Raw genomic sequence first — 12,734 nt, 5'->3', positions numbered from 1 at the left:
AACACTGTTTACTGGGGAGGTTGTGACAAAATTTTGTCACAACCCCTTTTGTTTCGAAATGAAGAGAAGGAGAAGAACCATGAAATTCATGACATTGAACACCCATAGCTGGCTTGAGCCAGAACCAGAGAAAAAATTACAGGAATTAGCAGAGAAGATCCTGTTAGAAGATTATGAAGTGATCGCTTTACAAGAAATCAACCAATTACTGGAATCTGAAGAAGCAGACCCTGCAAAACTAATGAAGTTCTGTCCAGTAGAGAATCAAGTTCCTATCCGCAAAGATAATTTTGCCTACTGTTTAGTCCAGCTTTTAAAAGAACAAGGAAAAGAGTATTTTTGGAGTTGGGAAATGAGCCACATCGGTTATGATAAATATGAAGAAGGAAATGCGTTGCTTGCGAAAAGACCATTGGAAAGTCAGGTCCTCACCGTCTCCGAATCTCAAAAGAAAGAAGATTACCGGACGCGCAAGATCTTGATTGGAAAAACAAAAATGGATGATCAAGATATTTTTGTCTCTAGCTGCCACTTTTCTTGGTGGACAGATAAAAAAAGCGGCTTTTATTTTGAGTGGAAAAACTTGGAAAACTACTTTTTTGAAACTCGCACACCACTTTTTTTCCTAGGTGATTTCAATAATCCAGCAAATTCTGAAGGTTATCATATAGTAAAGGAAAGTGGTCTTCTTCTTCGAGATTCGTATGTTATCGCGAATGAAAAAGGCAAGGCTGCTACTGTGGAAAAGAAGATTGATGGTTGGGAACAAAATACAGAAAAATTGCGTATAGATTTCATTTTTGTCCCTGAAGGAGTACAAGTAAAAAAATATCAACGGATTTTTGACGGGATCGATAGTCCAATCATCAGTGATCACTATGGGGTTGAAATCGAAATAGATGGACGATGAACGAACAAAAATATGACACAAAAAAACTAAACAAAATAAAACTCTCCGATCGATCCTACCGTTCGGAGAGTTTTTTTGATTGGATGTATCATCCGTTTTGACTAAGCATGTAGATGCTTGTATCTATGATAAATAAATAAGCACAGCAAGGTAAACCAACCAATCAAAGTAAGAGAAAGAATGAAATAGAAATAGACCGGCGTTCGATAATGAAGCGTGAGCTCGTTGATCCCTTTTTGCTGATTCACAATTGGGGTCCCGATATCCGTTAATTCATAATCAGTCAATGTTTTTCCATTTTGCTGTAGTACAGTCCGATCATAAACGATAACAGGGATATGAACCGTTTTGTCCCCAGTATTTTTCCACTTGATTGTCAAAAGACCACCTGGATGTGTTTTTATGAAAGTTGTTTCGTTTTCTAATATTTCTTCGTTATATCGGTCATATTTGTTGTCTTTTGTCTCCTTATAGATTGGGAGATAGTCAGGGGTAGTTTTTTGAAAAACGAATAAGCTGGTAGACATATCTTTACTGAAGAATGTTTTCCTTGCTTCTTCCGGTGTATCGAAGAGATAAGTATGTCGACTGACAAATGTTTCATTCTCCCACTTTTCTAGATGCTGGTATAAGTTTTGGATCGTCTGTGCAGAAAAAATAAGAATACCCAATATACCTAAAAGACGGAACCACTTTTGCTCAGACCATTGATTTAGTGAAAGGGCAAGGTAAAGCAGAAGCAATAGCGTAAATGGAACGAAAAATCGAAATGGAAACTGAATTAAGCTAATAAAAGGCACATTTTTTTCGATCAATGTCGTCCATGGAATCAAGCTAGTAGAAAGAAAAAAGAAAACAAGACTTGTGTACAACACGATTTTTTGGAACAAGGTGTTCTTTTGTTGAAAGAAAATAAAAAGCAAAAAACCTGATAATATCAATATCGGAAAGGCTTTAGGGTAATGAAGCCAATAACTGCCATCTAGGTCGATCGCCTTTTGACTCATTTCTCTGTTAACAAAGGGAGGAAGAATCTTATTCCCGCTGTAAACAATAGCCAGTCCTGCCCAAATATTTGCTGTCAGAACAAAATAAAGCAAGACCGACTTGATCAGTTGAAGCAGTGCTTTTCCTTTTTCAGTCTGTTTAAAAAAGTAATAAAGATAAAAAGGAATATACATCAAAGCTAACATGATCGAAGACAGTAGATGAATCTGCGTCATAAGTCCAACTGATATCGCAACTTTGATCACAGGAAACTTTTTATGAAGGACGAAATCAGCAATAGGGATCATGCATAAAGGGTAGAAACAAGTTCCCCAACTAGTGAATCCTTGATTGATAGACCAATATTGAATAGAATACGTACTCATGAATAAAACGGCTACTGGTACACTTACCCAGTTCCGAACATTGACATATCTCAGTAAAATCAGCATAGAAAATCCTGAAATAAGATAAAGAATAAAATTTGAAAGAATCTGATAGTGAAACCAACTACCTGCAAGCAACACGATCAATCCTTGTAAATAAGCAAAAAATGGGCCGTAAACGGCATTAACGATCCTACCGCTTTGCTGGAATCCATAAAGTGAAGGAAAATAATGGAAATCCCCATGTTTGATTTGTTGCGCAGCATCGTAGAACCGATTGTAATGGAAGGGGGCATCAGCACCCAAAATTAGTTTATGTGTGAATAAATGAGGCATGAGAAATGCCAAAGCAATGAAAAAAATTGCTAAAAACGGGCCATATTTTTTCAATTGTCGAACTCCTTTGCAAACTTTAGATAAATTCATCATATATCCTATGCGGTAGGGAGGCAAGAAATTAGAAAATTTATGAAAATATTTATGAATTTTACAATAAAAACATAAGTGAAATTTCTAAGGAGAGAGGATGTGACAAAGCCATGTCGCCTCCCTTGTTTTGAGTAATAAGCTCATTAGCCTAGAAAATATGAAAAGCTATTTTCTGACTAGCGCTCTTATTACTCAAAGCATAACGCAGTTTTCACAACCTCATCGGCTTTCATTTTCTATTTTTTTCCTGAACCCATATAATAAAAGAAAGAACAAAAAAACTTGCAAGGGAGGACACATGTGAAGCAGAGAAAGCAAAAACAGTCTCGTCGGCTTTTGTTTCGTTTATTTTTATTGATATGTATCGTCGTAGGGTTACTAATCGCTTTGTATCCATTTTATGTGGATTCTTTAAATAGTCTTATGGATCAAAAACGAATGGAACAAGTACAAAAACGAACCGCAGCCGAAAATGAAGCACAGCGAAAGAAAATGGAGGAGCAAAACCAACGATTAACTGACCAAGGATTCAATCCTGGGGCTGATCCTTTCGATGAACAGAACAGAAATGAAAGCACGACATCCAGCCAATTAGAGGAATGGCTGATCGGAAGTGTCAATATACCTAAAATCCAAATAAATATTTCACTTTATGACCGGCTTAATGGCATGATTCTTGAGAATGGAGCAGGCGTCTTACAAGGAACTTCTTTCCCACTTGGTGGAAATTCGACGCATTCAGTGATTTCTGCTCACAGCGGGTTACCCAATCGACGATTATTTACCGAGTTAGATCGCTTAGAACACGGAGATACGTTTATTTTGACTGTTTTGGGGGAGAAATTGGCTTATCAAGTTGAAAATATACAAGTGGTACTGCCAGATGACACGTCTGTTCTAACGATTGAAGAAGGAAAAGACTTAGTTACCTTGCTTACATGTACACCGTATATGATCAACACGCATCGTTTGCTAGTGACGGGACATCGGATTCCTTATAGTGAATCGGTAAAAAAAGAAGAAGAAAAAGGAAATCAGGAAAGAACTTTGCGACAGTTGCTTATTCTTGCAGGAACGATAATAGCTGTAGTCATACTGTTACTGTTTATTGGTCGACTGATTTATCAGTATCGGTTAAGTAAAAAAGTGCTTGATTTTTCATTTATTATAAGTGATTCAGCAGGAAATCCAGTAAATGGTGGCTCATTTATTTTGAAACATAAGAAAAAAACACTTACTAGAAACGGTGTGCCGTTTTCAGTGCAAAGCGATCATTATGGGAAAGTCAAGCTGGATCAATTACCTGGTGGGACTTATCGAATCGTATCAGTTGATGATCCTAAAGTCGCTGCTTCTTTTGGTATCAGAAAATTAAAACAAGAAAAGATGTACTTTTTTGAGGGGCGAAAACTAGTGAAAGAACTTCAAAAAAATGGTTTTTGGTTTAAACTCAATGACTAAGTAAGGAGAGAAAAAATGATTCGTACAACAACAGAATTGTCTGCTGAAGAACTGGAAACTGTTCTATCGATTTGGCTGCATGCTAATTTGGATTCTCATGGATTCATCTCACCAACTTATTGGGAGAGTCAAATAGAATCTGTTAAGAAAGCTTTGCCAGAGGCAGTGATTTATTTAGCAGAAATAGATCAGGAAATCATCGGTTTTGCTGGGGTGATCGATCAGTTCATCGCAGGGATTTTTGTAAAGAGGGAATACCGGCAACAAAAAATCGGTACGCAACTAATGAAAAAAATAAAAGAAACCAATAAAACACTGACTTTGACAGTCTATCAAAAAAATCAATCAGCTATTCATTTCTATCTTTCACAAGGCTTTACCATTCAAATACTGCAAAAAGATGAAGCAGTAAATGAGGAGGAACTTGTGATGCAATGGAATCAAACTAATGATTTTTGATGAACAGAATAACGAAATAATGCTCCCAGCCTAATTTTTGCTGGGAGCATTATTTCATTTTGAAGTCACTATTTTAACTGTGTGAAGATGCAGATGTTACGACCTTTGATAAACGGTGTTCAAAAGCTTGCATCTGCGGTAATAAGCCCACTAGCCTAGAAAATATGAAAAGCTATTTTCTGACTAGCGTTCTTATTACTCAAAGCATAACGCAGTTTTCACAACCTTATTTTACTCGTTTATAATTTTCATCGAAGTATTTTCCGCTACGGATATCATCAGGCATTCCATCGTATGGTGCTTCACTAATAACATCTTCATTGTCTATACCTGCATCACCCATATAAGTGATCGTAGCAAATTCAGGAACAAGTAATTTTGGATAAGTTTCATATTTTTCACGAGCTGCTTCCATTTCAGGAACAAGTAATTTTGGATAAGTTTCATATTTTTCACGAGCTGCTTCCATTTCTGCGATATGTTCATTTTGGAAAGTAACAGTGATTTCTGGATGTTCTTCAACCCATTTAGGGAAAAAGATCATTCCGTGAAGTTTCTTTTCATTTGGCATAAAGTCTAATGCAACGTCTGTCCCTGTTGGTTCTGTCCAAGTAATTTTGAATACGCCATCTGTCAATTTAACGATATCAGCTTCTTGGTCTTTTACCCAACGACCTTTGACCATTCCGCCGTGGATACGGTAATCGACAGTATGGTCATTTTTTGCATACCATTCATATTCCCAACCGTTGTCATACGTATAAATAAAGTGAGTTCCAATAAAATCTTCCAATTCTTTAAATTCTTTCATGATTAAGCATCTCCTTATAAATTAAAACATGTAATAAACTACATGTTTTTGATTACTCATTTATGATAGAATGGATTTAAAGATTTGTCAAGGAGGAAAAACTGATGGCAAGAAAAAATACACTTCGCTATATTTTATTAGGGTTATTGAGTAAGAAGCAGATGACAGGATATGAATTGAATCAATCATTCAAAAATGAAATAGGAGAATTTTGGCAAGCAAAACATAGTCAGATTTATCCTGAGCTGGCAAAAATGGAAGAGCAAGGAATCATTCAGCATCAAGTAGAGATCACAGGCGAAAAATTGGAAAAAAAAGTTTATGAATTAACAGAAGAAGGGAAGGAACAATTAGCAGAGTGGATTCATACACCGACCAATGAACTGCCGGCTAATCGAGACGAATTCGTTTTAAAATTGTATTTCGTCAAAGACGTGAATGATCCGGCATTAGTAGAAATCATCCAGCAGCAGCGTGATCTTCATGAAGAAAAACGACTTCATCTATTAGAGCGGAAAAAAACAATCTTTCCTACAGAAAAAGAAAAACATGAAAATTACGGACATTACTTGATTTTAGCGCATGCGATCAATCGGGAAACAGAATATGCAAGTTGGCTGACAGATGTATTGGAAGAAGAAAACAACCGAAAAAAATAAACTAAAAAATATCCGAACAGTGATGGATGCTTCCTTTCTATGTGAAAGAAATACAGATCACCGTTCGGATATTCTTATGTTCAAACAGGCTTTTTCTAAGTGTTATATGTATCATCTACTTTTTAAAAAGTCTGATGTTTAGGAGATTAGCGGGGCTTAGAATTCTTTTAACAGCTGATCGTAGTCAGCTTTTTCATCGACAGGAAGGAGTTTGTAAGACAATTCGTCTGTCTCGTTGTCATGAATGATGTACATCTTAGCATTCTCTTCTTTGAAGTTACCAATTTGTAAAATCGTATAGCGTTCGTCGATCAATTCGATATCTTTGATTGCTTTTGAAAAAACTTTGCGGACATGATGCATTTTTTTTTGTCGGATTTCTGCCTTTTCTGCAGCTTTAGATAAGGTAAATCCGTCATCTAAGTATTTTTTGATCAGTTCTACTTTTATAACTGTAGGCAAACGATATTTTCTAGGACAATTCGCATCAGCTTCGATCGAACGAATGAATCCCTTTTGTTCCCAATACCTTAATTGACGTGGAGACACACCGACGATATCACTTAATTCACTGATGCCAACAACCAATTGATCGTTTTCCAACAAACGTTTAAGGGAAGCACCAACCATTTTTGTCACTCCTTTTGTCCTCTTACTTTCCTTAATTATAGCTGTATTAACCAATGTGTCAAGTAGGTTGACAAATGGTAGATTTAGGACTAAAGTATTCTAGTAGTTTCAGAAAAAATTCAGAAAGAAGGAGAAATATGAGTAACAACCAACCCGTAGATATTTACGGAAAACCATATAATCGGACACTTTTAGTTGTTGTCTTATTAATTGGTACATTTTGTACCGTTTTGAATCAGACCTTATTGACGACAGCTTTTCCTACATTGATGAAAGCTTTCGATATTTCAGCGTCTGATGTGCAATGGTTAACGACTGGTTTCTTGCTAGTCAACGGGATCATGATCCCAATAACAGCATGGCTGATCAATAAATTCAGTTCAAGAAATTTATATCTTTCTGCCATGACGATCTTTTTGATCGGAACGATTACTTGTTTTACAGCACCTAATTTTAGTACATTACTAATCGGTCGCTTGATCCAAGCTTGCGGTGTGGGAGTATCGATGCCATTATTGCAAAATATCATGTTGTCTATTTTCCCACCAGAAAAAAGAGGATCAGCAATGGGGATGTCAGGAATCGTTATTGGCCTTGCTCCTGCTTTAGGTCCTACATTATCTGGTTACATCATTGATAACTATCATTGGCGTGACTTGTTTGGTATGGTACTGCCAATCGTTGTTCTTGTCTTGGTTTTAGCATTCTTCCTAATGAAAAGTGTTATTCCATTGTCAAATCCTAGCATTGATATTTTATCAGCTATTTTGTCAACGATTGGATTCGGTAGTTTGCTTTACGGATTTTCTAGTGTAGGTGATGATGGCTGGGGAAGCTTGAAAGTAATTGGTTTCTTAGTCGTTGGTGTGATTTTCATCGCCTTGTTCTCATGGCGTCAATTACATTTGGAACATCCATTCTTGGAGCTCCGTGTATTCAAATCATCTACATTTACGATTGCAGCTGTTTTAGCCGGTGTAACGAATATGGCGATGGTAGGAGCAGAAATGGTCGTGCCGTTGTATATCCAAAACATTCGCGGAGAATCAGCATTCCATTCTGGCTTGATGTTGTTGCCAGGTGCTTTGATCATGGGGGCTATGATGCCTATTACGGGTGCGATTTTCGATAAATACGGCGCGAAACGTTTAGCCATTACAGGGATGTTCATTTTAACAGCCGCAACTGCACCATTTGCTTTCTTGACAAAAACGACTCCAGTTTTATATATCGTGATCCTTTATGCGATCCGTATGTTTGGGATTTCCATGGTCATGATGCCGGTAACCACTTCTGGTATGAATGCATTGCCAAATAACTTGATCAGTCATGGGACAGCGGTAAATAATACATTCCGTCAAATTGCAAGCTCGATCGGTACAGCTATTTTGATCAGTGTGTTGACGAATGTGACAAAAGCAAATATCCCAAGCAAATCTGTATTGGACAATACGCCATTAGCTTATAAAGATCAGGCAATCAATGCCACACTGTCAGGTTACCATGCCGCGTTTATCGTAGCGATCATCTTTGGGATCCTTGGCTTTATTATTGCCTTTTTATTGAAGAAAAAAGAACCTGTTCTAACGAAAGCGGGGGATAATGCATGATTATTGGAGTTTTGATTGTCAGCTTGCTTGCTTTTGCTTTAACGAACGTGTTCGCTAAAAAAACATGGCAAACCTTTTTATCTTTGATTTTCGGACTAATCTTCGTCGCTTCACTAAGTTTGATCGTCGCTAATTTGTCCAATCACTTTGGAATGGAAAAAGTAACGGAAACGAAAACAGAAAAAATTGTTTCCAGTGCTGATTCCCAAGGAGCAGATATGCTTTTGTATAAAGCTTTAGGGAATGGAAAAGAAAAAGTGTATCTTTACCGAACGAGTGAAAAACAAGAGAAACCAAAAGCAACTGGTACGGATAACGAAACAAATAAAGTAGAAAAGACAGACGGCGATGCTGAAAAAGTGACGAAAACTACTTATTGGGAATACAAAAACGATATGTATAAATTCTGGTTCAATATTGCTGATAACAATCACGAATATGACAGCCGAGTGAATACATTCAAAATCCCAGAGACATGGGTAGAATTAAGTACGGACCAAGCAGCCAAGTTAGCTGAATTAGTGAAGAAAGAGCAAAGTACGATGGAAAGTGAAGCAAAAGCTTATGTGCAAGACGGTATGGTAAAAGCAATGACTGAAAATCCGCAAATGAGCAAAGCAGAGCAAGAACAACGTACGAAAGCCTTAGCTGCTGAATTCCAACAACAAGCATTCGCGAAATTAGTGAAAGAAGCAAAAGGTGAATAATATTTTGAACACCGTTTATTCGGAAAAAGGAACTGCGACAAGACTTTTGTCACAGTTCCTTCTTTTTTTGCTATGCTATACTAGATGTAAAAAACAGGAGAAATAAAATGAGGAAAACTTATTCTTTTGAATCAAAAATCTATGCTTCCGAAGTCGGTAAGGGTGGCGCGTATATTGTTTTTCCATATGATATAAGAGAAGAATTCGGTGCTGGAAGAGTGAAAGTCAAAGCAACTTTTGACAATGTGCCGTACGAAGGCAGTATCGTGAATATGGGCGTGAAAAATTTAGATGGTTCGGTCTGCTATATCCTTGGACTACGAAAAGATATTCGTAAAAACATTGGTAAAGATATTGGTGATATCGTAGCAGTTACAGTGAAGCAAAAATAAAAACAAGAGGTTATGACAAAAGATGTGTCACAACCTCTTGATAAACGGTGTTCAAAAGCCAGTTTCTCGGTAGTAAGTCAAATTTATGCAAAAATGTGGAAACCCATGTTTACAAAATTTTTCTTACTACTCGAAACGAAGCGGCTTTGTCACAACCTCTTGATAAACGGTGTTCAATCAGCTGACCCTCGGTATTCGCTCATAACGCTGATTTCACAACCTCTTCTTTCATAATGGTTTTTCACCATCTTTATAATAAACTGGTTCTTTGATATGGAAATCTGTTTTTTCTAACCAATCTAAAATCTTGTAACCTAACTCTTCTGACATCGGAAAAGAGGCGTTGATTTGTGCATTGGAGATATGGTCAACATGGATACCAGAAGTGATCGTACAGCTTCCCGGAACGGCATTTTTGATGATCACAGCTATTTTTTCGGCTAAGACATCGTCTTTATGGAACCGACCATCGTGGCTAGGGAAACGTACAGTTTGGATCTCTGTATTACGTGAAAATGTAGTGACTGTTCCGATATGTGGTGTATCTCCGCCTGTTAAAGTAATCAATAAGTCTTTACCAATTACTTTAACAGCAGCTTGGATCGTGAAACCTAGTTTTGTTACTTCAACTATCGTTTCTTTTTCCATATTAATCACCTTGCCAACGTTTTGAATGCTCATTTACAATCCCAAATTGATCCAAAAGTTTCATTGTATGGTGATCAACAAGATCTTGGATCGTTTGAGGCTGATTATAAAAAGCGGGGATCGGTGGTATGATTTGCACACCTAGTCGTGCTAATTTAGTCAAGTTTTCCAAGTGAATGGCATTTAATGGCGTTTCACGAGGAACAATGACTAACTTTCGCTGCTCCTTCATTGTTACATCAGCAGCACGTGCAATCAGGTTGTCGCCTAAACCAACAGAGATACCTGCGACTGTTTTCATACTTGCCGGTACGATGATCATTCCATCGGTCAAAAATGATCCGCTGGCGACAGCAGCACCTAAATCTTTGTTTGAATAATGGTAATCAAACAGGCTTTCGAATTCAGTTAGTGATAAGTCAGATTCCAGCTTTAAGTTCTGTTTTGCCCATGGACTGATGATTCCGTGTGTTTCTACCATCGGATATTCTTTTAGTTTCTTCACTAGGTTGATGGCATAAATGGTGCCTGAAGCGCCACTTACACCAATCACGATTTTTTTCTTCCGTTGTGCCAATTGTTCCATTTTCCGCACTCCTTTTTATGATGTCAAAACAGTTGCAGATCGTTCATTATTTCAAATATTTTTCCCAATCTTCTACTTCTTGGAATTTTGCACGTACAAAATGTTCTTTCATATCGAAAGGAACTGTACCGTCAAAGATAGTTTTTGCACTCATCCCACGGAAACGAATAGAGCCAGGATTATATTCTGGTAATTCTGATGGGTCCAATGGATGGTTTCTCATTCCTGGGATCACAATGACGTCTTTATCTCCTTGGAAACGAGTGTTGAAAGTCCAAACTACATCGTTCATGTCGAAAATATCAACATCTTCATCGACTAAAATGACTGTCTTCAATTCTTTGAAGGCTGATAAAGCAAGAATAGCTGCTTGGCGTTGAATACCTTCATCCGCTTCGTTTTCTTTACGGATCTGCATGATGGTCATCAATTTACCGCCACCTGCAGGAGGATTGTAGACATTTACTACTTTTCCTGGAATAGCTTTATCAACCAAGGCAAGAATACTTGCTTCTGTAGGAATACCGGCCATAGATACGTGTTCTTCACTTGGACCAATCGTTGTTTGCATGATTGGATTGTCTTTTCGGTGAGTAACTGCTTTGACTTTCACTACTTGCACAGCTGGATTAGCATCCCCAGTATAGCCAGGAAATTCTGGCATTGCTTTCCCCGAGTTCGTGTTGATATCTTCTTGCATTGTTTCATTTGGCATGATTTCTGCTTCAATAATGAATTCAGCACGAGCAATACCCACTTCATCGACTGCTACACCATCAACGATTTGAATAGGTTCGTTACGCAAAGCTCCTGCACACCATAGTTCGTTGTAGCCAAGTGGAGTGGTAGGTGGTTCGAAAGTCGTACCAATGGCAATTGCTGGATCTAAACCAATATTGATAGTGATAGGCATTGGTTTATTCAATGCTTCAAATTGTTTTTGGAAGTGACCAATGTGGCGCCCACCAGGCATGATGTACATGCCGATCGTATCTTTGTCTTCTAGGACCATACGATGGATCGTTACATCGCTCATTGTTTTTTCTGGATCTGATCCTAAGACTACACCCATTGTGATGTATGGACCTGCATCTTCAGGAGTGTTTTTAGGTGCAGGCAAAATGTTGCGAATATCGAAGTCTGCATCGGTAGATAGATGAACGACTTCTTGTGCTGGAGCGTCTGCTTTGTCTACTTTCACAGGTTTGATTGGATTTTCTACAGCGTCTTTCAAGAAACGGCCAAGTGTTCGATAATCATGGTGCAAAATTTCGCCTACACGTTTACGACTAGCCATTGTCCCGATGTTCACACGTGTGCCGGGGAAACCTTTGATATTGTTGAAAGTCATAGCTGGTCCTTCTTGAGTCGGACGTTTTACTGTACCGCCAGCACCGATATAACGGTAAACACCAGATAATTCTGCTTCAGGATCGATTTCAATATCTGTTTCGTGATATTGACCTGGAAGTGTTTTTAGTTCTTCGATGACTTTTCTTAAATCATACGGTTGATCTGTCATGAGAAATTCCTCCTTAGTTGTCTTTACCTATCTATAGTAAAAGGTGCAAAGGAGGAAAACAATTCAACTTGTTTGATAAAATATTCCTTAATGGAATGAATACGTTTTTTGATAATAGAATAAACTATGATATACTTACAACAATAAGAAAGCGCATACTAAATGCTAATGGAAGGAAAGTGAAAAAAATGGAGGAGTCGTTTCCTAAAGCAGTAAAAGTAGAAAATATAGCGAATATTTTGAAAGTTACATTTGAAAACGGGGAAGTAAAATACGTGAAATCTCATTGGACAGAAGAGATAACCGATGCCTTGCAATTTGGAAAAAAAGGAAGAGGAAAAAGAAAAAATCTTCTCGCTCTGTCTACTAATATGTGGATTGGGACTGAAGTAACGATTGAAGCAGATGGAACAGTATTCATAAATGGAAAAGACAAATATACACCGCAAGAGCTGTGGCTCGAGGGGAAAATCATATTCCAGAATTATAAATAGGCAAGAGGTTGTGACAGAAGTGGTCAGCTTCAAGAAATAAGGA

Annotated in this window: 13 protein-coding genes and 1 pseudogene; 8 read left to right on the top strand and 6 right to left on the bottom strand. The window is 37.7% G+C overall.

What is annotated here, in order from left to right; translation table 11 throughout:
* The first annotated feature begins 79 nt into the window (after window positions 1-79).
* On the top strand, window positions 80-910 hold the full coding sequence (locus ESP02_RS11810; protein ID WP_002373308.1) for an endonuclease/exonuclease/phosphatase family protein: 831 nt from the start codon (window positions 80-82) through the stop codon (window positions 908-910).
* 101 nt (window positions 911-1,011) lie between these two features.
* Here the strand turns inward: ESP02_RS11810 and ESP02_RS11805 are convergent, their stop codons facing one another.
* Window positions 1,012-2,712 (bottom strand): hypothetical protein, encoded by a 1,701-nt coding sequence (locus tag ESP02_RS11805; RefSeq protein ID WP_080283891.1) that lies wholly within the window; start codon window positions 2,710-2,712, stop codon window positions 1,012-1,014.
* Window positions 2,713-3,012: 300 nt separating this feature from the next.
* Between ESP02_RS11805 and ESP02_RS11800 the strand changes: the two genes are divergently transcribed.
* Both ESP02_RS11800 and ESP02_RS11795 read left to right on the top strand, forming a co-directional pair.
* Window positions 3,013-4,173, top strand: a complete 1,161-nt coding sequence (locus ESP02_RS11800; RefSeq protein ID WP_025478407.1) for a class C sortase — start codon at window positions 3,013-3,015, stop codon at window positions 4,171-4,173.
* A 15-nt stretch (window positions 4,174-4,188) separates the two neighbouring features.
* Window positions 4,189-4,632, top strand: coding sequence for a GNAT family N-acetyltransferase (locus tag ESP02_RS11795; RefSeq protein WP_002373302.1), 444 nt, complete (start codon window positions 4,189-4,191; stop codon window positions 4,630-4,632).
* A 226-nt stretch (window positions 4,633-4,858) separates the two neighbouring features.
* On the opposite strand, the gene ESP02_RS11790 is transcribed toward ESP02_RS11795, so the two are convergent.
* On the bottom strand, window positions 4,859-5,443 hold the full coding sequence (locus tag ESP02_RS11790; protein WP_038398421.1) for a phenolic acid decarboxylase: 585 nt from the start codon (window positions 5,441-5,443) through the stop codon (window positions 4,859-4,861).
* A 104-nt stretch (window positions 5,444-5,547) separates the two neighbouring features.
* Here ESP02_RS11790 and ESP02_RS11785 point away from each other — a divergent pair, with 104 nt between their 5' ends.
* Window positions 5,548-6,102, top strand: a complete 555-nt coding sequence (locus ESP02_RS11785; RefSeq protein ID WP_002373300.1) for a PadR family transcriptional regulator — start codon at window positions 5,548-5,550, stop codon at window positions 6,100-6,102.
* Window positions 6,103-6,258: 156 nt separating this feature from the next.
* On the opposite strand, the gene ESP02_RS11780 is transcribed toward ESP02_RS11785, so the two are convergent.
* Complete coding sequence (locus ESP02_RS11780) at window positions 6,259-6,732, bottom strand: MerR family transcriptional regulator (protein WP_010731904.1); 474 nt, start codon at window positions 6,730-6,732, stop codon at window positions 6,259-6,261.
* A 137-nt stretch (window positions 6,733-6,869) separates the two neighbouring features.
* Between ESP02_RS11780 and ESP02_RS11775 the strand changes: the two genes are divergently transcribed.
* The 3 genes from ESP02_RS11775 to ESP02_RS11760 all read left to right on the top strand — a co-directional run bounded on the left by ESP02_RS11775 (window position 6,870) and on the right by ESP02_RS11760 (window position 9,441).
* Window positions 6,870-8,342 (top strand): MDR family MFS transporter, encoded by a 1,473-nt coding sequence (locus ESP02_RS11775; RefSeq protein ID WP_010731905.1) that lies wholly within the window; start codon window positions 6,870-6,872, stop codon window positions 8,340-8,342.
* Window positions 8,339-9,049, top strand: coding sequence for a DUF4811 domain-containing protein (locus ESP02_RS11770; protein ID WP_002373297.1), 711 nt, complete (start codon window positions 8,339-8,341; stop codon window positions 9,047-9,049). The genes ESP02_RS11775 and ESP02_RS11770 overlap by 4 nt, the downstream gene beginning before the upstream one ends.
* Window positions 9,050-9,156: 107 nt before the next feature.
* Window positions 9,157-9,441 (top strand): DUF1905 domain-containing protein, encoded by a 285-nt coding sequence (locus ESP02_RS11760; protein WP_002373296.1) that lies wholly within the window; start codon window positions 9,157-9,159, stop codon window positions 9,439-9,441.
* Between the two features lie 228 nt (window positions 9,442-9,669).
* On the opposite strand, the gene ESP02_RS11755 is transcribed toward ESP02_RS11760, so the two are convergent.
* The 3 genes from ESP02_RS11755 to ESP02_RS11745 are packed head-to-tail and all read right to left on the bottom strand — an operon-like array spanning window position 9,670 to window position 12,197.
* Window positions 9,670-10,089 carry a hypothetical protein gene (locus ESP02_RS11755; protein ID WP_025478406.1) on the bottom strand — a complete coding sequence of 140 codons (420 nt, stop codon included), beginning with the start codon at window positions 10,087-10,089 and terminating at the stop codon, window positions 9,670-9,672.
* A 1-nt stretch (window position 10,090) separates the two neighbouring features.
* Window positions 10,091-10,675 carry a UbiX family flavin prenyltransferase gene (locus ESP02_RS11750; RefSeq protein ID WP_002373294.1) on the bottom strand — a complete coding sequence of 195 codons (585 nt, stop codon included), beginning with the start codon at window positions 10,673-10,675 and terminating at the stop codon, window positions 10,091-10,093.
* Between the two features lie 46 nt (window positions 10,676-10,721).
* Window positions 10,722-12,197: a UbiD family decarboxylase gene (locus tag ESP02_RS11745; protein WP_002373293.1), complete on the bottom strand. Its 1,476-nt coding sequence runs from the start codon at window positions 12,195-12,197 to the stop codon at window positions 10,722-10,724.
* 179 nt (window positions 12,198-12,376) lie between these two features.
* Here ESP02_RS11745 and ESP02_RS11740 point away from each other — a divergent pair.
* Window positions 12,377-12,687, top strand: a pseudogene (locus ESP02_RS11740) (hypothetical protein).
* The last annotated feature ends 47 nt before the right edge of the window (window positions 12,688-12,734 follow it).

The sequence above is a fragment of the Enterococcus sp. NBRC 3427 genome (assembly GCF_007996925.1).
Classification (GTDB): Bacteria; Bacillota; Bacilli; order Lactobacillales; family Enterococcaceae; genus Enterococcus_B; species Enterococcus_B lactis.
The sequence above is the reverse complement of the archived record's forward strand: the minus strand, read 5'-3'. Positions and strand labels throughout refer to the sequence as shown.

Coding starts and splice junctions, on each gene's coding strand:
- ESP02_RS11810 (WP_002373308.1), top strand. CDS start 80: ATGAAATTCATGACATTGAACACCCATAGCTGGCTTGAGCCAGAACCA.
- ESP02_RS11805 (WP_080283891.1), bottom strand. CDS start 2,712: ATGATGAATTTATCTAAAGTTTGCAAAGGAGTTCGACAATTGAAAAAA.
- ESP02_RS11795 (WP_002373302.1), top strand. CDS start 4,189: ATGATTCGTACAACAACAGAATTGTCTGCTGAAGAACTGGAAACTGTT.
- ESP02_RS11790 (WP_038398421.1), bottom strand. CDS start 5,443: ATGAAAGAATTTAAAGAATTGGAAGATTTTATTGGAACTCACTTTATT.
- ESP02_RS11785 (WP_002373300.1), top strand. CDS start 5,548: ATGGCAAGAAAAAATACACTTCGCTATATTTTATTAGGGTTATTGAGT.
- ESP02_RS11780 (WP_010731904.1), bottom strand. CDS start 6,732: ATGGTTGGTGCTTCCCTTAAACGTTTGTTGGAAAACGATCAATTGGTT.
- ESP02_RS11775 (WP_010731905.1), top strand. CDS start 6,870: ATGAGTAACAACCAACCCGTAGATATTTACGGAAAACCATATAATCGG.
- ESP02_RS11770 (WP_002373297.1), top strand. CDS start 8,339: ATGATTATTGGAGTTTTGATTGTCAGCTTGCTTGCTTTTGCTTTAACG.
- ESP02_RS11760 (WP_002373296.1), top strand. CDS start 9,157: ATGAGGAAAACTTATTCTTTTGAATCAAAAATCTATGCTTCCGAAGTC.
- ESP02_RS11755 (WP_025478406.1), bottom strand. CDS start 10,089: ATGGAAAAAGAAACGATAGTTGAAGTAACAAAACTAGGTTTCACGATC.
- ESP02_RS11750 (WP_002373294.1), bottom strand. CDS start 10,675: ATGGAACAATTGGCACAACGGAAGAAAAAAATCGTGATTGGTGTAAGT.
- ESP02_RS11745 (WP_002373293.1), bottom strand. CDS start 12,197: ATGACAGATCAACCGTATGATTTAAGAAAAGTCATCGAAGAACTAAAA.